Annotated in this window: 17 protein-coding genes; 8 read left to right on the top strand and 9 right to left on the bottom strand. The window is 73.2% G+C overall.

The window, feature by feature from the left end; all coding sequences use genetic code 11:
* Window positions 1–1,944 (bottom strand): glycoside hydrolase domain-containing protein (locus ACIPYS_RS34985; RefSeq protein ID WP_400753892.1); only part of this gene is annotated, 1,944 nt, incomplete at its 3' end.
* A 401-nt stretch (window positions 1,945–2,345) separates the two neighbouring features.
* On the bottom strand, window positions 2,346–4,541 hold the full coding sequence (locus ACIPYS_RS34980; protein ID WP_400753889.1) for a protease pro-enzyme activation domain-containing protein: 2,196 nt from the start codon (window positions 4,539–4,541) through the stop codon (window positions 2,346–2,348).
* A gap of 240 nt (window positions 4,542–4,781) precedes the next feature.
* Between ACIPYS_RS34980 and ACIPYS_RS34975 the strand changes: the two genes are divergently transcribed.
* Complete coding sequence (locus tag ACIPYS_RS34975) at window positions 4,782–5,576, top strand: class I SAM-dependent methyltransferase (protein WP_400753886.1); 795 nt, start codon at window positions 4,782–4,784, stop codon at window positions 5,574–5,576.
* A gap of 106 nt (window positions 5,577–5,682) precedes the next feature.
* On the top strand, window positions 5,683–6,483 hold the full coding sequence (locus ACIPYS_RS34970) for a VOC family protein (protein WP_400753883.1): 801 nt from the start codon (window positions 5,683–5,685) through the stop codon (window positions 6,481–6,483).
* Between the two features lie 135 nt (window positions 6,484–6,618).
* On the opposite strand, the gene ACIPYS_RS34965 is transcribed toward ACIPYS_RS34970, so the two are convergent.
* Complete coding sequence (locus ACIPYS_RS34965) at window positions 6,619–7,149, bottom strand: hypothetical protein (RefSeq protein WP_400753880.1); 531 nt, start codon at window positions 7,147–7,149, stop codon at window positions 6,619–6,621.
* Between the two features lie 317 nt (window positions 7,150–7,466).
* On the opposite strand from ACIPYS_RS34965, the gene ACIPYS_RS34960 reads away from it, so the two are divergent.
* Complete coding sequence (locus ACIPYS_RS34960) at window positions 7,467–7,766, top strand: DUF4193 domain-containing protein (RefSeq protein WP_030395238.1); 300 nt, start codon at window positions 7,467–7,469, stop codon at window positions 7,764–7,766.
* Between the two features lie 122 nt (window positions 7,767–7,888).
* On the opposite strand, the gene ACIPYS_RS34955 is transcribed toward ACIPYS_RS34960, so the two are convergent.
* The gene (locus ACIPYS_RS34955) at window positions 7,889–8,638 is read right to left on the bottom strand and encodes a FadR/GntR family transcriptional regulator (protein ID WP_400753876.1); all 750 of its coding nucleotides are present in this window, start codon (window positions 8,636–8,638) and stop codon (window positions 7,889–7,891) included.
* A gap of 225 nt (window positions 8,639–8,863) precedes the next feature.
* Here ACIPYS_RS34955 and ACIPYS_RS34950 point away from each other — a divergent pair, with 225 nt between their 5' ends.
* Genes ACIPYS_RS34950 through ACIPYS_RS34930 form a run of 5 tightly spaced genes read left to right on the top strand, consistent with a single transcriptional unit; the run spans window position 8,864 to window position 14,682 of the window.
* Window positions 8,864–10,459: an amino acid permease gene (locus tag ACIPYS_RS34950; RefSeq protein ID WP_400753873.1), complete on the top strand. Its 1,596-nt coding sequence runs from the start codon at window positions 8,864–8,866 to the stop codon at window positions 10,457–10,459.
* On the top strand, window positions 10,456–11,814 hold the full coding sequence (locus tag ACIPYS_RS34945; protein ID WP_400753870.1) for a glutamine synthetase family protein: 1,359 nt from the start codon (window positions 10,456–10,458) through the stop codon (window positions 11,812–11,814). The genes ACIPYS_RS34950 and ACIPYS_RS34945 overlap by 4 nt, the downstream gene beginning before the upstream one ends.
* Window positions 11,811–12,539, top strand: a complete 729-nt coding sequence (locus tag ACIPYS_RS34940; RefSeq protein WP_400753867.1) for a gamma-glutamyl-gamma-aminobutyrate hydrolase family protein — start codon at window positions 11,811–11,813, stop codon at window positions 12,537–12,539. Before ACIPYS_RS34945 ends, ACIPYS_RS34940 begins: the two co-directional genes overlap by 4 nt.
* On the top strand, window positions 12,536–13,909 hold the full coding sequence (locus ACIPYS_RS34935) for an aldehyde dehydrogenase family protein (protein WP_400753864.1): 1,374 nt from the start codon (window positions 12,536–12,538) through the stop codon (window positions 13,907–13,909). Before ACIPYS_RS34940 ends, ACIPYS_RS34935 begins: the two co-directional genes overlap by 4 nt.
* Before the next feature lie 5 nt (window positions 13,910–13,914).
* Window positions 13,915–14,682, top strand: a complete 768-nt coding sequence (locus ACIPYS_RS34930; RefSeq protein WP_093864101.1) for a 3-oxoacyl-ACP reductase — start codon at window positions 13,915–13,917, stop codon at window positions 14,680–14,682.
* A gap of 57 nt (window positions 14,683–14,739) precedes the next feature.
* On the opposite strand, the gene ACIPYS_RS34925 is transcribed toward ACIPYS_RS34930, so the two are convergent.
* The 5 genes from ACIPYS_RS34925 to ACIPYS_RS34905 all read right to left on the bottom strand — a co-directional run bounded on the left by ACIPYS_RS34925 (window position 14,740) and on the right by ACIPYS_RS34905 (window position 20,803).
* Window positions 14,740–16,269: an MATE family efflux transporter gene (locus ACIPYS_RS34925; RefSeq protein WP_400753861.1), complete on the bottom strand. Its 1,530-nt coding sequence runs from the start codon at window positions 16,267–16,269 to the stop codon at window positions 14,740–14,742.
* 8 nt (window positions 16,270–16,277) lie between these two features.
* Window positions 16,278–17,309 (bottom strand): cysteine synthase family protein, encoded by a 1,032-nt coding sequence (locus tag ACIPYS_RS34920; protein ID WP_400753859.1) that lies wholly within the window; start codon window positions 17,307–17,309, stop codon window positions 16,278–16,280.
* A 72-nt stretch (window positions 17,310–17,381) separates the two neighbouring features.
* On the bottom strand, window positions 17,382–18,749 hold the full coding sequence (locus ACIPYS_RS34915; RefSeq protein ID WP_400753856.1) for a Y4yA family PLP-dependent enzyme: 1,368 nt from the start codon (window positions 18,747–18,749) through the stop codon (window positions 17,382–17,384).
* The gene (locus ACIPYS_RS34910) at window positions 18,740–19,729 is read right to left on the bottom strand and encodes an ornithine cyclodeaminase (protein ID WP_093864105.1); all 990 of its coding nucleotides are present in this window, start codon (window positions 19,727–19,729) and stop codon (window positions 18,740–18,742) included. Before ACIPYS_RS34910 ends, ACIPYS_RS34915 begins: the two co-directional genes overlap by 10 nt.
* A gap of 84 nt (window positions 19,730–19,813) precedes the next feature.
* The gene (locus ACIPYS_RS34905; protein ID WP_093864106.1) at window positions 19,814–20,803 is read right to left on the bottom strand and encodes a TauD/TfdA family dioxygenase; all 990 of its coding nucleotides are present in this window, start codon (window positions 20,801–20,803) and stop codon (window positions 19,814–19,816) included.
* Window positions 20,804–21,165: the final 362 nt, after the last annotated feature.

Genomic DNA, 21,165 nt, shown 5'->3' with positions numbered 1-21,165 from the left:
GACGTTGCCGTCGTTGCCGATGGCCAGTACCTGGGACGAGCCGTCGGGCAGTCCGGCGATGGCGACGGCCCCGGCCGACATGGTGGGGGTGCCGATCCCGGGCAGTGCGGCCCAGCCGGACCAGTTGCCGTCGGCGAAGCGGGTCTCGTGGTAGACGTTGCCGTCGTTGCCGATGGCCAGTACCTGGGACGAGCCGTCGGGCAGTCCGGCGATGGCGACGGCCCCGGCCGACATGGTGGGGGTGCCGACGCCGGGCAGTGCGGCCCAGCCGGACCAGTTGCCGTCGGCGAAGCGGGTCTCGTGGTAGACGTTGCCGTCGTTGCCGACGGCCAGTACCTGGGACGAGCCGTTCGGCAGTCCGGCGACGGCGGCCCGGTACGCCGCCATGGTGGGCGTGCCGTTACCGGGGAGCTGGGCGAAGCCGGACCAGTTGCCGTTCGCGGCGCGGGTCCCGTGGTAGAGCAGGCCGTCGAGACCGATGCCGAGCTCCTGCGAGGAGCCGTTGGGCAGCCCGGCGATCGCCACCTCGGAGCCGCGGAAGACGCCCGCCCCGCCGGTCAGCGGATTGAAGCCGGGCCAGTTGCCCGAGCTCTGGCGCACGCCGAGGAACAGCCCCGAGGACTGCGACGGCGGGGCGCCGTTCAGCTGGATGTCGAGGTAGTCCTGGTCGATCCCGATCGAGAAGCCGCCCCAGGTCTCCGCGGCCGCCGGCGAGGCGTACTGGTGGGCGCGCTGGTGGTTGGACCAGTAGCCCGCCGGGATCCACGGGTCCTCGGTGTCCTCCCGGCCGTTCCAGTTGGCGCTGAAGACGGCGTCGGGCATGGTGTAGGCGCTGTTGCCGGCGTTGGCGACGAGGTCCTTGATGCCGGACGAGCTGCTGCTGTAGACGCCGGAGTTGTAACCCCAGGCGTGCAGCTCGTTGGTCCAGGCGGTGAGGAAGGCCAGCACCGGGGCGGTGTACTGCGGCGTGTTGTAGGCCTCCATGTCGTAGTAGAGGACCGCGCCGGGGGAGAAGCCGAGGCTCTGCGCCTGGGCCGCCGCGTCGGCGGCGGCGTTGGCGCCCTCGGCGGCGGGGGCGACGATCTTCGAAGCCTGCACGCCGACGTACAGCGGCATGAAGGCCCAGCCGGCGGACGCCTGCTGCTGGACCCAGGAGGCCGTGAGGTTCGGCTGGGCGCAGGCCCGCTTGGACCCGCCGATGTAGATGCCGACCGCCCGGTACGGGGAGGCCGTCATCCAGGCGTTCATCGCGGCACCGGAGGGCGCCGTGCAGGCGTCGAAGCCCTTGCCGGTGTAGTTGGTCGCCGACGCGGGTATCGCGGCGGCGGCAGCGGGTGCGGCGGCCGGAGCCGCGGCCCGCGCGGAGTCGGCCGGTGCGGAACCGGCCGACCCGGACCCGGCCGGTGCGGCCTGGGCGGCCGAGGAGCGCGGCGCGACCGGCGTCCGCGACCCCGGCCCGGCGGGCGCCGGCGTCGGCGCGGGCTGGTGCTGCGGCGCGGGGACGAGGCCGGCGCCGGTGATGATCCGCCGCACCAGCGCCTGGTCCGTGTCGTACGTGCCGGTCACCGCGACCACGCCGTCGTTGGCCCGGACCGTGTGGGCGACCGGGTTGGAACCCTCCCGGTCCGGCGCCGCGGCGGCGGCGGGCTCGACCAGCAGCGCCTCGGTGCGGCCGATCAGTCGTGGCGGGCAGACCTGCTGGTCGCCCGGGTGGCCGAGGTAGACGGCGTGCTGGTCGAAACGGACACAGGCCTGCGGGTCGACCGCGAGGTCCACCACCGCCCAGCTCGAGGGCACTTGGAAGACGTGGCCCTGGTACGTCACCGCCTTGGTGTCCGGCCCCCCGGCAGGCGCGGCTCCCGCCGAGCCGACACCGGGCGCCGTCATGAGGACGGCCACCGCGACGGCTGCGGCGCTGCGGAGCGCTGTGATACGGGACTTCACCCAGATCTCTCCTGACAATGGCGTAAGACCGCGCGCCGGGAAGTCGGCGACACGGCATCGCCCGACACGATATCCAGCTCCGGGCCGGATGATCGACACCGTTTCGCCCCGTGCGCCGGTCCGCGGCCCGAACGCCCCTCCGTGTACACCCGTTCACGCGGCGGGAAAGCTCCCGGTGCACCACCGGGGCGTCGCCCGGGCGTCCTCGGGAGTCCCCGCGCGTCCTCGGGAGTCCTCACGGGAGCCTGTGATTCGTGCCCGCCCCTGTTCGGGCCCGCCCCGCCGACGACACCGCCGGGGCGGGCCCTGACGGCGCCGCCCCGGCGGGGGATGAGGGGTGGAAGGGACGGAGGGGATGGAGGGGCGGCGCGGCCGGCCGGTCCGCTTCGACCGGCTCGGGCTCAGCCGACGTTCAGCGCGACGTCGTCGACCACGAAGCCGGTCTGGAGCGAGGAGTCCTCGGTGCCGGTGAACTTGATCGTCACCGTCTGCCCGGCGAAGGAGCCGAGGTCCAGCGTCCGCTGGGTGTAGCCGGCCGCCGCGTCCGCGTTGGAGTACGTCTTCAGCGTGGTGCTGTTGGCCTGGACGGTCAGCTTGTCGTAGGCGGTGGAGCCGGTCTCCGCGGTGTCGATGTGCAGCCAGAAGGTGAGCGAGGCGGACTTGCAGCCGGCCGGGACGGAGACGGTCTGCGACATCGAGTCGGTGTGCGCCGAGCCGTAGCCGTTCATCCAGGACTTCCAGCTGCCCGAGTGGGCCGCCTCGGAGGCGCTGTTGTCGACCACGCCGCTGGAGGCGGTCCACGGGGCGGCCGAGCCGGTCTCGAAGCCGCCGTTGGCGATCAGCTGGGCGGCGGTGCAGCCGCCGGTCGGCGGGGTGGTGGTGCCGCCGCCGAGCAGGGCGGTGGTCAGGGCGTCGGCGATCGGGCTGCCCCAGCCGGTGACCTGGTCGTAGCCGGTCCGGGTGGAGAAGTCCTGGTTGGCACCGGTGGTGACGTCGTGGAAGGCGGAGGCGTAGCCGGCGCCGTTGGCGAGCGCGTACAGCCGCGGACTCGCCTCGCCGAGGACCGGCTGCCCGGCGGCCTTGGCCTTCTGGTTGAACTGGGCGGCGTAGCCGGACCACAGCGGGGCAGCCGCGCTGGTGCCGCCGTAGACCTGCCAGCCGCCGGCCGTGTAGACGGCGAAGCCGCTCTGCGGGTCGGCGTTGGAGGACACGTCCGGGACGGTGCGCATGGTGCCGTTGATCCCGGTGCCGGTCTGCCAGCCCGGCTTGGCGAACACGGTGGAGACGCCGCCGCCTGCGGTGCTCCAGGCGCTCTCCGAGGAGTAGGCGTTGCCGCCGGAGACCTTGAGGTTGGTGCCGCCGACACCGGTCTGGTGCGGGCTGGAGGCCGGGAAGTCGACCGCCTTGACGGTCGATCCGCTGGTGGAGCGGGTGCAGTCGCGGGAGCCGTCGTCGCCGGAGGCGGAGAAGACCGAGATGCCCTGGGCGGCGGCCTGCTTGAAGGCGTTGTCGACGGCGGTCATCGAGGCCGGGGTGGTGTCCGGCTCGCAGGAGCCCCACGAGATGGAGATGACCGAGGCCCGGTTGTCGGCCACGATCCTGTTGGCCATGTCGATCTCGCCCTGGTCGCTGTTGGGCGCCTCGTAGATCAGCTGGGTGGCCTTGGGCGCGGCGCCGCGGACGATCTCGCTGTCCAGCTCGACCTCGCCCTGGCCCTCGCCCGGCCGCGAGTCGTAGTTCGCGCCGTCGACCGACACGGTGGACACGGCCGGACCGGAGAGGCCGTACTGCGAGTCGTAGGTGCTCAGGTTGGACTTGCTGTAGCCGTCGAACTCCCACAGGGCCACGGTGACGCCGGTGCCGTCGGCGCCGGTCCGGTTGAGGTTGTAGGCACCGGTGTACTGGGCGGGGGACAGTCCGCCCGGGCTCGCGGCGACGGCGCCGGGAGCGGCTCCGGGGGCGGTCCCAGGGGCGGCGTCGGAGGCGGGCGAGTCCGGCTGGACCAGGTGGGTCCTGCGGACCGGGTGGTTGTCCAGACCGCTGACGCCCTGGACGGCGGCGGCCAGGTCGGACGGGACGGAGGCGGCCGCGTCGTTGGCGAAGAAGGACCGCTGGGTCCGCGGGTCGACGTACGCGCTCTCGTGGGTGCCGAAGGCCTGCGAGACCTGGGCGGCGGTGCCGCGGGCGTTGACCACCTGGCGGTTGGCACTGACCTCGGTGACCGTCAGGCCCTGTGCGGTCAGGTAGGCCCTGACCTGGTCGACGGCGGCCGGGGCCGGTCCGAACCGGTCGGTGAACTGCTCCGGCGTCAGGTACCGGCCGAACTCCGGCGCACCGGGGGTGCCGACCGCGGTCAGGAAGCGCTCGAGCGCGTCGGCGTCGCGCAGCTTGAGGCTGACGGACACGGATATCTGCTGCTCCGCGGGGACGTCGCCCTTCTTCTCCGACTGGGCCACCGCCGGGTTGACGGTGTTCGGAAGGGTGACGCGCGGGGCGGCGTGGGGGGCTGCGGCCTGTGCGGTGGAGACGCCGAGCGAGACGGCGGTGAGCGGCAGCACGGCTATCGCCGCGGCGAGCGCGAGGGTACGGGGGCGCAAGGGATCCTCCTCCGGCCGGCTGTGGGGGCCGGCTAGGGGCCATCGCGTTCCGGGATCTGGAACGCTGGCTAGAACATGACAGAGGAGTTGATCGAATTGACTCATGGCCGAGCAATTCATTGCTAAAGAACAGTCAACTGTGTACATCGCAGCTGGCCGCAACTTATACGGTGAATGGCCGGACACGGCCACCTGCTCTCCCGCCCCCGGGCTCTCCCGCTCCCCCCACCGGAGGTCGACGTGGCACTCCTGCCCGACATCACCGCCTACTACGACGGCGGCGACGAGGCCGGCCGCCTCACCTCCGGGCGCACCGTGGGCACGATCGAACTGATGCGGACCCAGGAGATCCTGCGCGTCCACCTGCCGCCCCCGCCCGCCTCCGTCCTGGACGTCGGCGGAGGGCCCGGTGTCCATGCCCGTCTGCTCGCCGACCGCGGTTACCGGGTGCTCGTGATCGACCCGGTGGAGCGGCACGTCCGGCAGGCCCGAGCCCTGGGGTTGGCGGCCGAGGTGGGCGACGCGCGCTCCCTCGACCGGGCGGACCGCTCGTTCGACGCGGTGCTGCTGCTCGGCCCGCTCTACCACCTGCCGGAGGCCGCCGACCGCGACCGCGCCTGGCAGGAGGCCGCACGCGTCGTCCGTCCCGGCGGCCCGGTCGCCGCGGCCGTGCTCAACCGTTATGCCAAGCTCATCGACCCGCACTCGGAGGTGGCGCCGGACATCGCGGCCACCGGCCTCCGCGTCCGCCGGGACGGCCCGACCACCTACTACCACGACCCGTCCGAGCTCCCCGCCGAAGCCCACCGGGCGGGCCTGGAGGTCGTGTCGCTCCACGGGCTGCACGGACCGGCGTTCGAGGGGCTGCGGGCGGAGGAGCGCCGTACCGGGACGACGGACCTCGGCGGGCGGGCACTCGAATCCGCCCTCGCCGCCGCCCGGTTCGCCGACACCCGGCCGGAACTGCTGGTCCTCAGCCTCCACCTGCTCGCCGTCGCCCGCCGCCCGCGTGCGGCGGCACGGCCGAACGGCTGACCCCGGGGGGCCGGTGCGCCGGGTGCGGCGGTGCCGCTGCCAGGCTCGTCGCAGGCTCCCGGGCCCGGCGGGCCCGGGAGGAGACCACGGACGACAGGAGTACCAGATGCTGACCTCCACCCGGCTCCCGGGCGGGCTGAACTGGCTCGACCTGGGGACGCCCGACGTCGCCGCGGCCGCGGCCTTCTACCGCGGCCTGTTCGGCTGGGAGTTCGTCTCCGCCGGGCCGGAGGCCGGGGGGTACGGCTTCCTGCGGAAGGACGGCCGGACGGTGGCCGCCGTCGGGCCGCTGACCGAGGAGGGCGCGGGGTCCGCGTGGACGGTGTACTTCCGCACGACGGACGCCGATGCCACCACCAGGGCCGTCGAGGCGGCGGGCGGCGTCGTCCGCTTCCCGCCGGCGCAGGTGTTCACGGCCGGACGGACGGCCGGCTTCACGGATCCGACCGGCGCCGAGTTCGCCGTGTGGGAACCGGGCGACAGGGACGGCCTGGACCTCGTCGACGAGCCCGGCAGCGTGAGCTGGATCGAGCTCTACACCACCGACGGTGCGGCGGCGAGGAGGTTCTACGGCAGCGTCCTGGCCTGGGAGGGCACGGACCGGCCGATGGGCGGGGGCATCGTCTACACCGTCGTCGGGCCGGCCGGCGGCGGGGGGACCGGCGGCGGGGGGACCGCGCACGGTGGCATCCTGCAGCTGCAGCAGATGCACCTGGACGCCGGATCGACGTCCGAGTGGCACCCCTACTTCGAGGTCGAGGACTGCGACGCCGCCCTGGTCCGGGCCCGGGAGCTGGGCGCCACCGTCATCATTTCCGCCATGGACGCCCCGGGCGTGGGCCGGCTGGCGATGTTCCTCGATCCGTTCGGGGCCCCGTTCGCCGTCCTCAGGAGCGCCGGCCGCTGACCCCGGGGCCGCTGACCCTCCGTCCGCGCTGACTCTCCGTCCGCGCCGACCCCGGATCGTCGGCCCGGGACGGCCGACCCGTACCCGCCCACTCCGGCCTGCCGGCCCGGCCCGGCAGGCCGGGGCGCCGGTGCCCTACGGGAGCGTGACGACATGCTCCCGGAGGAAGGCCCCGGCGTGGGCGGCGGCCTCCTCCTTCGTCGCGTACCGGGTGCCGTCCCCGGCGGCGCCGAGCGTCCCGTCCGCGCCCTCGGCCGTCCAGGACCAGCCGCCCGATCGTTGATCCTGCGTCAATTCGGCGTGTCCGCCGAACAGTTCGAGCGAAGGGCCGATTCGCGCCGCAGTGGGGCGGGGGACCGCCTCCGGCCACTTCTTGCGCGCGCCCTGGCGGGTCATGCCCCAGGCCGCGCCCAGCTGCTCGTAGTTCGCGCCGTAGGAGCCGGCCGCCGCCGCCGCGAGCGCCGTCAGCCGCCTGACCTCCCCGTCGACCACCTTCCAGGCGGCGAGGACGGACAGCGTCACCTCGACCGGGTCGGCGTCCCACATCCGGGCGGTGGACAGCCCCGACCGGCGGGAGCGAACGGCCGTCGCGAGCGGGTCGAGGGCGCCGGTGAGGGCCTTGACCAGTTCGGCCCGCTCTTCGGGGGTGATCTCGATCGACGTCATGCGACAACTCTAGTTACCGAGATCTCGAATGACAACCTTTGTTACCGGCCGATCCGGGCGGACCGGTCCGGGAGTGCCCGGCGTCCGGCTGGGCGTCAGCTCGCCCGTGCCGGGCCCGGATCCGACGCCCGGGACGCCGTCGGGTCCGCCGATGGGTGGATCATGGGTGGGGCTTCGCGCGTCCGGCGGTGCGGCGGATGAGATGGTGGGGCGCCACGGGTGGGATCGGCCGCGCTTTTGTGTGCGGTGGATGCTCCGTGGGCCGGCAGGTGGCACGATGCGATGCCGGAAGCGACGCTCAAGGAGAAGACAGCACCATGGCAACCGACTACGATGCCCCGCGCGACACCGGCGACGAGGGACGCGACGACAGTATCGAGGCTCTGAAGAACAAGCGGGACGACAAGCAGAGCTCCTCGGTGGACGTGGAGCCCGAGGCCGTTGAGGGGCTCGAGCTGCCGGGTGCCGACCTGTCGGGCGAGGAGCTCACCGTGCGGGTCGTGCCGCTCCAGGCGGACGAGTTCACCTGTATGACCTGCTTCCTGGTCCACCACCGCGCGCAGCTCGCGGGCGAGGACAAGAACGGCCGGCCGATCTGCCGGGAGTGCGCGTCCTGACCGGGGCGTAGTGCCCGGGCCGGCCGGGACCCCCGGGTCGCGGCCGGTCCGGGTCCGGCCCGGGGCGGGTCCAGTCCGGGTCCGGCCCGGTTTCGGTCCAGGTCCGGCCCGGGGCGGGAGCCTCAGGCCAGGAAGCCCCGCAGTAGCGCGGCCGTCGCGGCGAGGTGTTCCTCGGTGGCGCGGCGGGCGGCGTCGCCGTCTCCGGTGAGGATGGCCCGGACCATGGCGCGGTGCTGTTCGGCGGCGTGCTCGATGTTCCGCTCCAGCATGGGGATGGCGTTGAGGAGGTCGTTGAGGCGCATTCTGGCCTCGGCGATGGCCGCGGCCAGGGTGGGGGAGCCGGTGAGTTCGCCGATGGCGAGGTGGAAGCGCGAGTCGAGCTGGCGGTACTGGTCCGGCGGGGCGTCCTCCAGCTCGTCGAGCCGGCTCTCCAGCCGGGCCCGCTGGTCGGTGGTGAGGGTGCGGCGGGCGGCGGCCTCGGCGGCGCCGGTCTCCAGGACCTGGCGGTAGGTCAGCGCGTCCTCCAGTGCGCCGCCGAGGTCGCGGGCGGCCCGGCGGAGGTCGGCGACGTCGGGCGCGGGCATCCGGTAGGTGACGAAGGTGCCGCCGTAGCGGCCGCGGCGGGGCTCGACGCAGCCGGCCTGCTGGAGGGTGCGCAGCGCCTCGCGCAGGGTCTCCCTGCTGACGCCCAGTCGTGCGGCGAGGTCCCGTTCGGCGGGCAGCCGGTCGCCGTGGCCGAAGACACCGAGCTTGATCGCCTGGAGCAGCCGTTCGACGGTCTCCTCGAAGGCGTTGCCGGTGCGGACCGGGCGGAAGATCGCACCGGCCTGCCAGTCGAGCCGTGCCTGCTCACGTGCTTGGTCCAGGTCCACGCCCGGAATCGTACCTACGGGCGGTCGTCGGACCTCGTTGCGTCCCGTTCTCGGTGTCGGCCCTTGACGCGGCCCCGGCTCAGCCGGAACGATGCTGCTCACCCACCCAATGGTCTGGTTCCAGACCATTGAAGAGCCGTCCGACCGTCGAACCCGCCCGGCCGGGTGGGCCACGCCGTCGTGGCCCTGCCCGCCCCGGCACACCCTCAACCCCCTGGGGTGCCCATGACCGACGCACGCTCACCCGACGCACGACCGACCGGTACCCACTCGACCGACCAGCATTCCCCCACCGTGTTTCCGGAAAGCACCACCCCCGTTTCCGACGACGAACAACGCCTCCGCGAGCTGGGCTACACCCAGGAACTGGCCCGCTCGATGTCCGGCTTCTCCAACTTCGCCGTCTCCTTCTCCATCGTCTCGGTCCTCTCCGGCTGCCTGACCCTCTACGGCACGGGCATGAGGACCGGAGGCCCGGCCCTGATCGTCTGGGGCTGGCCGGTGGTCGGCCTGTTCACCCTCTGCGTCGGGCTCGCCATGGCCGAGATCTGCTCCAGCTACCCCACGGCCGGCGGGCTCTACTACTGGGCCGCCAAGCTGAGCCGCAGCCGGGGCGCCGCCTGGAGCTGGTTCACCGGCTGGTTCAACTTCCTCGGCCAGGTCGCGGTCACCGCCGGCGTCGACTTCGGCGCCGCGTTCTTCACCAACGCCTTCCTCACACTGCGCTTCGGCATCGAGGCCAGCCCCGTGCACACCATCGAGATCTTCGCCGTCATCCTGCTGCTGCACGGCCTGCTCAACACCCGCGGCGTGCGCCTCGTCGCCCTCCTCAACAGCGTGTCCGTGTGGTGGCACCTGGTGGGCGTCGCGGTCATCGTCGGCGCCCTCGCGGTACTCCCCGACCAGCACGCCCCGGCGTCCTTCGTCCTCACCGAGTTCGTCAACGGCACCGGCTTCCGGAACCAGTTCTACGTGGCGATGATCGGCCTGCTGATGGCGCAGTACACCCTCACCGGGTACGACGCCTCCGCGCACATGACCGAGGAGACCCGCGACGCCGCCCGCTCCGGTCCCCGCGGCATCGTCAACGCCATCACCGTCTCCCTGGCGGCGGGCTGGGTCCTGCTGCTCGGCATCACCTTCGCGATCCGCGACTACGACGGCGCGCTCGACAGCGACACCGGCGTCCCGCCCGCCCAGATCTTCATCGACGCGATCGGCTCCGGCGGCGCCCAGTTCCTGCTGCTGGTCGTGATCGGCGCCCAGTTCTTCTGCGGAATGGCCTCCGTCACCGCCAACTCCCGCATGATCTACGCCTTCTCCCGGGACGGCGCGCTGCCCGGCTCCCGGCTGTGGCACCGCATCGACCCGCGCACCCAGACCCCGACCAACGCGGTCTGGCTGGCGACCGGCGGCGCCCTGCTGCTCGGCCTGCCCGCGCTCTGGAACACCACCGCCTACACCGCCGTGACCTCCATCTCCGTCATCGGCCTGTACATCTCCTACGTCATTCCGGTGTACCTGAGGCTGCGCCAGGGCGAGGACTTCACCCCCGGCCCCTGGAACCTGGGACGGTGGAGCCGGCCGATCGGCATCCTCGCGGTCGGCTGGACGGCGGTGATCACCGTGCTGTTCATGCTCCCCACCGCCTCCCCGATCACCGCCGAGAGCTTCAACTACACCCCCGTCGCCGTGGCCGTCGTGGTCGGCTTCGCCGGGGTGTGGTGGCTGGCCTCGGCCCGGCACTGGTTCACCGGACCCCACGTCCACGCCCTGCCGACCGGACCCGACGCGCACGACACCGAACTGGAGGTCCGATGACCAGCCCCCGGCTCACCCTCGACGAGCTGCGCACCCGCGTCGCCGACGGGTCCGTCGACACCGTCGTGCTCGCCATGACCGACATGCAGGGCCGGCTCCAGGGCAAGCGCCTGGCCGCCGAGCACTTCCTCGCCGACGTGGTGCCAGGCGCCGCCGAGGGCTGCGGCTACCTGCTCGCCGTCGACATCGACATGAACACCGTCGACGGCTACGAGATCTCCTCCTGGGAGAACGGCTACGGCGACCTGACACTGCGCCCCGACCTCGCCACCCTGCGGACCGTGCCCTGGCACCCCGCCACCGTCATGGTCCAGTGCGACGTCCTCCACCACGACGGCACCCCGGTCGCCGTCTCCCCGCGGCAGATCCTGCAACGCCAGCTCGACCGCCTGGCCGGCCACGGCTGGCACGCCCAGGCCGCCACCGAGCTTGAGTTCATCGTCTTCCGGGACAGCTACGAACAGGCCTGGGACAAGGACTACGCCCGGCTCACCCCGGCCAACCAGTACAACGTGGACTACTCCGTGCTCGGCACCGGCCGGATCGAACCCCTGCTGCGCCGGATCCGCAACGAGATGGCCGGCGCGGGCCTGTCCGTCGAGTCGGCCAAGGGCGAGTGCAACCTCGGCCAGCACGAGATCGCCTTCAAGTACGCCGACGCCCTCACCACCTGCGACAACCACGCCGTCTACAAGACCGGAGCCAAGGAGATCGCCGCCCAGGAGGGCTGCAGCCTCACCTTCATGGCGAAGTACGACGAACGCGAGGGCAACTCCTGCCACATCCACCTCAGTCTGCGCGACGAGCGGGGCGCACCCGTGTTCGCCGGTGACCGGCCGCACGGCTTCTCCCGGACGATGGAGCACTTCCTCGCCGGGCAGCTCGCCTGCCTCGCCGACTTCGCCCTGCTGCTCGCCCCCACCGTCAACTCCTACAAGCGCTACGTGCCCGGCAGCTTCGCACCCACCGCCGTCGCCTGGGGCCGCGACAACCGCACCTGCGCCCTGCGGGTGGTGGGCCACGGGCCGTCGCTGCGGTTCGAGAACCGCGTCCCCGGCGGCGACGTCAACCCCTACCTCGCGGTCGCCGCACTGATCGCGGCCGGACTGCACGGCATCGACCGGCAGCTCGAACTCGAACCGGAGTTCACCGGCAACGCCTACGCCTCCGACGCCCCCAGGGTGCCCGCCAACCTGCGGGACGCGGTCGACGCCTTCGAGCGCAGCGCCGTCGCCACCGAAGCCTTCGGCAAGGACGTCGTCCGGCACTACACCCACGCCGGACGCACCGAACTCGCCGCCTACGAAGGCGCGGTGACCGACTGGGAGCGGCGCCGCGGATTCGAGCGGCTGTGACCGGCGCCGACCCGCGCCGGCCACTGATCGGCATCACCACCTACCAGGACGACGCGGCCTGGTCCGTCTGGCACCAGCGCGCCGCCCTGGTGCCCCAGACCTACGTCGACGCCGTCGTCCGCGCGGGCGGCACCCCGGTCCTGCTGCCGCCCCAGCCCGGCGGGGCCGGACACCTCCTCGACGCCCTGGACGGCCTCGTCCTCGCCGGCGGACCGGACCTCGACCCGGCCAGGTACGGAGCCGTGGCCGACCCGCGCACCGGCCCGCCCCACCACGCCCGCGACGACTGGGAGAGCACCCTGCTGCGCTCCGCGCTGGACCGCGGCCTCCCGCTGCTCGGCGTCTGCCGCGGCATGCAGCTGCTCAACGTCGAACTCGGCGGCACCCTGCGCCAGCACCTGCCCGACGGGAGCCACCAGAAGGTCCCCGCGCAGTTCGTCCGGCACCGGGTCGAGGTGGCCGACGGCAGCCGGCTCGCCACCGTCCTGGGGCCGGACGCCGAGGTCTCCTGCTACCACCACCAGGCCGTCGACCGGCTGGGAACCGGCCTGCGGCCCACCGCCCACGGCGCCGACGGCACCGTCGAGGCACTCGAACTCGACGGCCACCGCTTCGCGCTCGGCGTCCAGTGGCACCCGGAGACCGACCCCGACGACCCGCGCCTGTTCCGAGCCCTGACCGCCCAGGCCCTCACCACCGCCAGCCACCGGGAGACGAACCCATGACCGAACCGGACCTCTTCGAGGTCGTCAACCCCGCCACCGAGGAGGTGATCACCACCGTCGAACTGGCCGGCCTCGCCGAGACCGACGCCGCCGTGGCCCGCGCCCGGGTCGCCTTCGACACCTGGCGCCGGGTGGCCCCCGCCGACCGGGCCCGGCTGCTGCGCGCCTTCGCCGCCGCCGTCGACGCCGACCGCGAACACCTCGCCGCCCTGGAGGTCGCCAACGCCGGGCACACCATCGGCAACGCGCGCTGGGAGGCCGGCAACGCCCGCGACGTCATCGACTACTACGCCGCCGCCCCGGAACGGCTGTTCGGCCGGCAGATCCCCGTCGCCGGCGGCGTCGACCTCACCTTCCAGGAACCGATCGGCGTGGTCGGCGTCATCGTGCCGTGGAACTTCCCGATGCCGATCGCCGCCTGGGCCCTGGCCCCGGCCCTCGCCGCCGGCAACACCGTCGTCCTCAAACCCGCCGAGCTCACGCCGCTCACCGCGCTGCGCCTCGGCGAACTCGCCCTCGCGGCCGGAATCCCGGACGGCGTGCTGCAGGTCCTGCCCGGCCGGGGCCCGGTCGTCGGACAGCGCTTCGTCACCCACCCGGACGTGCGCAAGGTCGTGTTCACCGGCTCGACCCGGGTCGGCAAGGAGATCATGGCGGGCTGCGCCGCCCAGGTGAAGCCGGTCACCCTCGAACTCGGCGGCAAGAGCGCCAACATCGTGTTCGCCGACGCCGACCTCGCCAAGGCCGCCGCGACCGCGCCCTACGCCGTCTTCGACAACGCCGGCCAGGACTGCTGCGCCCGGTCCAGGATCCTGGTCGAGGCCTCCGTGTTCGAGGACTTCATGGCGCTGCTGGAACCGGCCGTCCGCGGTGTGCGGGTCGGTGACCCGGCCGACGAGAAGACCGAGATGGGCCCGCTGATCTCCGCCGCCCACCGGGCGCGGGTCGCCTCCTACGTGCCGGACGACGCGGCCGTGGCGTTCCGCGGCACCGCCCCCGACGGGCCCGGCTTCTGGTACCCGCCGACCGTCCTCGCCCCGGTGCGGCACGACGACCGCGCCTTCACCGAGGAGATCTTCGGCCCGGTGGTCGCGGTGGTGCCCTTCCGCGACGAGCAGGACGCCCTGCGCATCGCCAACGCCACCGAGTACGGGCTGTCCGGCTCCGTCTGGACCAGGGACGTCGGACGCGCGCTGCGGGTCGCGCGCGGCGTCGAGGCGGGCAACCTCTCCGTCAACTCGCACTCCTCGGTGCGCTACACCACGCCGTTCGGCGGTTTCAAGCAGTCCGGGCTCGGCCGCGAGCTCGGCCCGGACGCCCTCGACGCCTTCACCCAGACCAAGAACGTCTTCATCTCCACGGAGGAGTGATCAGCATGACCCAGCGACTCGACGGCCGGGTGGCCGTCATCACCGGCGCCGGCAGCGGCATCGGCCTCGCGACCGCCCGCCGCCTCGCCGCCGAGGGGGCCAAGGTGGTCTGCGCGGACCTCGACCCGGAGACCGGCGCCAAGGCGGCCAACGAGGTCGGCGGTCTGTTCGTCCAGGTCGACGTCACCGACGAGGACGCCGTCCGCGACCTCTTCCAGCGGGCCGTGGACGAGTACGGCCGGCTCGACATCGCCTTCAACAACGCGGGCATCTCCCCGCCGGACGACGATTCCATCCTGACCACCGGCCTGGACGCCTGGAAGCGGGTCCAGGAGGTCAACCTCACCAGCGTCTACCTGTGCTGCAAGTACGCGATCCCGCACATGCAGCGGCAGGGCAAGGGCTCGATCATCAACACCGCCTCCTTCGTCGCGGTGATGGGCGCGGCCACCTCGCAGATCTCCTACAGCGCCTCCAAGGGCGGGGTGCTGGCGATGTCCCGCGAGCTGGGCGTGCAGTTCGCCCGCGAGGGGATCCGGGTCAACGCGCTGTGCCCCGGCCCGGTGAACACCCCGCTGCTGCAGGAGCTGTTCGCCAAGGACCCGGAGCGCGCCGCCCGCCGTCTGGTGCACATCCCGCTCGGCCGCTTCGCCGAGCCCGAGGAGATCGCCGCCGCGGTGGCCTTCCTGGCCTCCGACGACTCCTCCTTCATGACCGCCAACACCTTCCTCGTGGACGGCGGCATCTCCGGCGCCTACGTCACCCCGCAGTAGGTCCGGCGCTCCGACGGCCCGGCCGCCCCGCACCGGGGGCGGCCGGGCCGTCGTCGGCTACGGGACCGGGGTTGTCCGCTCCGGCTCCGCGGGTGCGGGCGAAGGAGCAGGTGCGGGTGAAGGCGAAGGTGCGGGTGAAGGCGAAGGTGCGGGTGCGGGCGTGGCTGCGGTGGCGACGGCGGCCCCGGCGTCGAGGGCGCGGGTGTAGCGGCGCAGCAGCAGGACGGCGGTGGTGGCGAGGCCGACCAACAGCCCGAGCCAGAGTCCGCGGGTCTCGCCCCCGAGCGGGTAGGCGAGCAGCCAGGCGGCGGGCAGGCCGACGGCCCAGTAGCCGATCAGGGTGATCCGGAAGCCGCTGCCGGTGTCGTCGAGCCCGCGCAGAAGTCCGACGCCGATGTTCTGGGCGCAGTCGAAGAACTGCAGCACGGCGACGACGGCCAGGAGTCCGGTCGCGATCCGCAGGCCCTGCTGGTCGGCGGCGGTTCCGGGGTCGAAGAAGGGCCGCAGGACGAGCCGGGGGGCGGTGAGGTAGACGACGCCGACGAGGGTGCTGACGGCGGCTCCGCAGGCCAGCGCGGTGTTCTTGATCCGGCGGGCGGCGGCGCGGTCGCCGAGCGCGAGTTCCCGGCTGACGTTGATGGACGCGGCGTGGGAGAGGCCGACGGCGACCTGGAAGACGATGTAGATCAGCTGGTTGACGGCGGTGTGGGCGGCGAGCGCGGCGGCGCCGAAGCTGCCGGCGAGCAGCGCCGTGACGGAGAAGAAGCCGGCCTCCGAGCCGTAGGTGGCGGCGATCGGGGTGCCGAGGCGGAGCAGGCGGCGCACGGTGGCGGCGTCGGCGCGCCAGAAGTCCAGGGTGAGCAGCGGCGCGAGTCCGGGGTCGCGCCGTGCGGAGGACCGGAGAGCGAGGAAGGACAGCAAGTGGACGCTGCTGGTGGCGACGCCGATCCCGGTGAGGCCGAGTTCGGGCAGTCCCCAGGTCCCGTGGATGAAGACCCAGTTGAGTCCGGCGTTGACGGCGACCGCGGCGACGGTGATGCGCAGCAGGGCCTGCGGGCGGCGCATGCCGACGGTGAACTGGCGGACGGCCTGGAACCAGAGGCAGGGCAGCAGGCCCGGGGCCAGTGCGGCGAGCATGCTCTGGGCGCGCTCGGCGACGGCCGCGTCCTGGCCCAGCCAGGTGGCGGCCTGGCCGACGAGGACCATGAGGACGGCGCCGGCGATCCCGGCGAGTGTCGCCACGGCCATCGCGGCCCGGACCAGGGCGCGGACCTCGTGGCCGTCGTCCGCCTCGGCGGAGACGTCGGCGAGGTCGCCGTGTTCGGTGCGTTCGCCGCGTTCGGCCCGCGCGGCGGCGGCCGCGACCTGGTTGCCGACGGAGGTGACCAGGCCGACGCCCATGGTCCGCAGTTGGTTGAAGACGACCAGGGCGAGGCCACCGGCCGCCAGGGCCTCGGTGCCGAGCACGCCCATCATGACGGTGTCGGTGGTGGTCAGGGCCACCTGGGCGAGCTGGGTGAGGGCGAGCGGGACGGCGAGCGCGGCGAGTGCGCGGCTGTCGCGGGCGAGTACTGCTGTCTGCTTCACGGTCGGTCTCAGTTCCTGCGGAGTTTGGTCAGCGTCTCGTCGATCGCGGCTTCGGCGGCCGGGTCGTGCAGGTCGCGGGCGGTCATCCAGTCGTCGTTGAAGACGGTGTCCATGTACTTCTCGCCGCCGTCGTTGACGAAGGCGACCACCACGGTGTCGGGCGCCTGCCGGCCCAGTCGGTGCAGGGCTTCGTGGACGACGCCGCCGGCGGAGCCGCCGATGAGCAGCCCGGTGCGGCGGGCGACGACCCGGGCGGTGGCGAAGGCCTCGATGTCGCCGACCTTGACGCCCTCGTCGATGAGGTCGTAGTCGACGAGCAGTCCGATACTGGCGCCCTCGGGGGTGCCGGTGCCGGACTGGTAGTAGTCGTGGGCGGGCGGACCGAAGGCGATGGAGCCCTTGGGTTCGACGCCGACGACGGTGACGTCCGGGACGCTCCGGCGCAGCTCCCTGGCGGTGCCGCAGAGGCCGCCGCCGGTGCCGACCGCGCCGATCAGCACGTCGACCCGGTGGTCGAGGGCCTGGGCGATCTCGCGGCCGACGTCGTAGTAGCCGACCGCGTTGCTCGGGTTGTTGTGCTGCTCGGTGAAGAAGGTGTTGTCCTTGCCGCGGGCCATCTCCTCGGCGAGCTCCTCGCGTGCGGCGGTGTGGAGCTCCTCGCCGTCGGTGTCGGCGTCGACGTACACCAGCTCGGTGCCCATGGCCTTCATGCCGCGCAGCTTGTCGACGGCGGCGTGGTTGTCGACGACGGCGGTGAAGCGGTAGCCGCGTTCGGCGGCGACGACGGCGAGCCCGAGACCGGTGTTGCCGGAGGTGGACTCGACGATGTGGCCGCCCTCGCGCAGCTCGCCGCGTTCCTCGGCGTCGAGGACCATCTGACGGGCCATCCGGATCTTGGCGCTACCGGTGGGGTTGAACATCTCCAGTTTGAGCAGCAGGCGGGCGCCGTTGTCGGCCCGGGCGAGCTCGAACAGCGGGGTGCGGCCGATGAGGTCGGAGATCCGGCTGACCACCGGGGGGCGGTGCAGGGCGTCGGTCATGGCGTGGCTCCGTGGGGCGGTGCGGACAGTACGGGTGGTGCGGGTGCCCGGAGAGGGCGGGGCGAGGCGGTCTCAGCGGTCGAGGCGCCAGCGGTACCGGGAGCCGTCTCCGGGGCGGTCGACGACGACCTTCGGCGGCAGCGGCAGTTCGTGGAACGGGGACTCGTTGGAGTCCATCTGGTAGCCCGCGGTGTTGGGGTAGACGAGCAGGTCGCCGACCCGGGGCCGGGCCGGGAACGGGACCTTGCGCCAGGTCAGCAGGTCGGAGTCGAGGCAGCTGGCCCCGCCGACGCAGGCCGGGTACGGCGAGCCCGCCGTCCCGGCGCCGGGGGCGGGCAGCAACCGCGGTTCGGGCAGGTACTCGCTGTTGAACCACTGCTCGGACAGGCTGAGGCTGGTGCCGTCGACGGTGACGATGCCGTACCCGGCGCGGTCCTTGACGCCCTGGACCCGGAAGACCGAGGAGCCGGCCCGGTCGAGCAGGGCGCGGCCGGGTTCCAGCAGCAGCGTCACCCCGGCCTGCCGCAGCCGTTCGGCGAGGGCGGGCCCGGTGCCGCCGGGGCTCCCGGCGAGCACGGCGCGCAGCGCGTCGGCGCCGGCGACGGGGGAGTGGTAGGGGTAGAAGTCGCCGGTGCCGAAGGCCTTGTCGGCGTGGTAGTGCCCGGGGCGCTGCTCGGCGAGGAAGCTCTCCCAGGCGGCGGCGTCGACGTAGTCGACGGCGAAGCCGCCGCCGATGCTGATCCGGTCCGCCGGCAGGCCCAGGGTCCGGGCCTTCAGGCACAGTTCGACCAGCTCCCCGGCGAGGTCGGTGCGCGGCCGGGTGTCGTAGCCGGACAGGTGGAAGCTGAAGCCCTCCATCCTGACCAGGTCGCCCGCGTCGGCGCAGTCCCGCAGCGCCCGGCCGAGCTGCGCGTCGTCGAGGCCGAAGCGGCTGCGGGGCTGGTTCGGCGGGTGGCGGCGCAGCAGGACCCGGGCCGGGCGGCCGGCGCCGAGGTCGAGCAGCCGCCGGAGTTCGTCGGGGGCGTCGACGGCGATCAGCGATCCCTGCCGGACGGCGACGCGCAGCAGGTGCCCGGACTTGGCGGGGCCGGTCACGACGAGGTCCTCGCCGCGCACGCCGTGGCCGAGGGCGTCGCGCAGTTCACCGAGGGAGGCGACGTCCACGCCGGCGCCGGCCTCGGCGCAGCGTTCGACGAACACGGAGGCCTTGTTGGCCTTCTTCGCGTAGTACACGTGGCCGTCCACACCGGTGTCGGCCAGGGCGGCGCGGAACGCGGCGAGGTTGGCGTCGAAGCGTTCGGGCAGCAGGTAGTGGAACGGGCTGTCGAGGCCGTGGGCGAGTTCGTGGAGCAGGCCGCTCGCGTGCAGGCCGTCGGCCAGCGGGTCGGGGTGGGCGGGCAGGGTGAGCGGGTCGGGGCGGGCGGGCAGGGTCAGCGCCACAGGGCCACCTCGGTCCCGAGCCCCTGGGCGGTGGCGAGCTGGGCGAAGCGGTGGCCCAGCGCGATGTCGGTGACGACGAGTCCGCTGTTGTAGGCGAAGATCCGCTGGTCGGGCGCGGTGCGGGCGGTGGCGGCCCCGGAGATCGCGGCGGGGAGTTCCAGGTCGACGGCCGGGAACTTCCCGTCGGCGTCGGCCATGTCGGTGCCGGTGACGCGCATCTGGGCCTCGCTGGTGGCGATCACCCGGTCCGCTCGGTGCAGGGTGGAGGGGGCGAGACCGTGGCCGACCAGGATCGCCGTCGCGCCGGGCTTGAGCTGCTCGGCCTCGACGGCGGCGGTGGTGTGGCCACCGGCGGTGGCGACGACGAGGTCGGCGTCGCGGGCGGCCGCCGCGAGGTCGGTGACCAGCTCGATCTCGCGGCCGGGGAAATGCCGGTCGAGTTCGGCGCGGACGGCGGCGATGCCGTCGGGGTGGGTGCCGGACAGCAGCAGGCGCTCCAGCCCGGGGAGGGTGGTGAGCAGGAACGGCAGCGCCAGCCGGCCCTGGGTGCCGGTGCCGATCACCAGCGCGGTGGAGGCGCCGGGCGCGGCGCACTCGCGGGCCAGCAGGGCCGAGACGGCCGGGGTGCGCAGGGAGCCGATCCGCGAGCAGTCCATCATGGCGACCGGCAGGCCGGTGACGTCGTCGTAGATGGTCAGCGTCGTGTAGTAGTGCTGGTTCTCGCGGCTCTCGTGCAGACCGTGCTTGTACGAGGTCTTGACCGCGACCACGTTGCGGACGCCGTCGCGTCCGAGCATGGCGTAGGAGACGGAGTGGCCGTCGGCGGGTTTGACGGTCAGTTTGCGGGGGTTGTCGGACTGCCCGGCGGCGAGGGTGCGGTAGGCCTGTTCGACGGTGTCGACGACGTCGGCGAGGGTGATGTCCAGGCCGGCGAGGTCACTGGTGGACAGTACGCGCAGGGTGGTGTCGTCCCGGTCCATGGGTGTGGCCTTTCGGAGGGCGGAGGGCGGAGGGCGGAGGGCGGAGGGCGGAGGGCGGAGGGGCGGTGGCGTCGCGTCGGCGGTTCAGGAGGCCCAGGCGGTGAGGGCGGCCTGGCCGTAGCCGTGTTCGTCGTGCTCGGCGAGCGGGCGGGTGGGGCGGTCCTCGACCCGGACCGAGGCACGCTTGAGCCAGCGGTCGGTACCGTCGTAGCGGGCCCGGAAGGGGACCCTGCCGTGGACGACGGTGTCGTTGTCGACGACCAGGATGTCGCCGGGCTCCAGGCTGACCGCGACCGAGACCCGGGCCAGCTCCCGGCCGAGGCGCTCGTAGGCCTCCTGCCACACCGGGTCGGTCTCCTCCAGCGGGGTGTAGGCGGGGTCGTAGCGCATGGTCAGGCCCTCGGGGCTGTCGAAGAGGGTGGGCACCGGGGCGGGGCGGCCGCCGAACCGCTGGGCCTGCTCGTAGGCGTCGTCGGGCAGGATCGGCGCGACGGGCCGCTTCAGCAGGTCCAGGTCGGCCGGGTCGAGCCCGGTCAGGCGCACGCTCGCGGCGGTGGTGGCGATGCCGTCGTGGTTGCGCATGCAGCACAGCAGCAGCAGGTGGGCGCGGCCGGGGTGGAAGGCGTCCTCGGTGTGCGGGGTGAGCAGCACGGAGCTGGACGCGCCGGTCTGCTCGCTCTCGTGTCCCGGCGAGGGCACGATGTTGTGCACGAACCGCCCTTCCTGCTGGCCGTCCCAGGCGATGGGGGTGCCCATCAGGGTGGAGACGAGCAGCAGGGCGACGTCCCAGCGGGCGCCGGCGTCGGCGACGGTGGACCAGTGTCCCGGGGTCGGTCCGAGTTCGGTGTCGTCGAGGTCCAGGCCGCGCAGGACGAACAGGCCGTCGGCGGTGTCGACCGGACGCAGCAGGTGGCGCAGCGGCGCGCTCAGCCGGGCGCACTCGGCGGGCAGGTCGGCGAGCAGGGCGGGGCTGGTGGCGGAGCCGTGGCGGGCCAGCAGCTTCGCGGCGGCGGAGGTGAGTTCCGCGGCGGTGACGGGGTCGAGACGGCGTACCGGGGCAGGGCAGGTGGGCACGGCGGACCTTCCGGGGACGGGAGAGAGAAGTGGCGCGGGCATGTGGCATCACCGCGCCGGCGTGGGGCGGCGGCGGGAGCTGCACATGACGTGAGGGGGTGGGTCCGGGGGCGGCTGGAACGGCCGGACGACAGGAAACGTAACAACGACTTCGAGGTAAGGCAAGCCTTACCCGGCTTCTTGTCTACATTTACGTAGACTCAGTTTTCGGCCCCGGAGCGGCCGGCGCACGTGCCCAACTGGCCTGCTCAGAAGGCCTGTTGATGACCACGGGGGGCGCGGTGCGGGGGGTGGTGCGCTCCGTCGGGCGGCTTGCACGCCGTCCTGAACTTAGGTTAGGTAAGCCTAAGCAAGTTGAGCAC

It is taken from the genome of Kitasatospora sp. NPDC089913 (assembly GCF_044748625.1).
GTDB lineage: Bacteria > Actinomycetota > Actinomycetes > Streptomycetales > Streptomycetaceae > Kitasatospora.
Note: the sequence above shows the minus strand (reverse complement) of the source record. Positions and strands in the feature narration are given on the sequence as shown.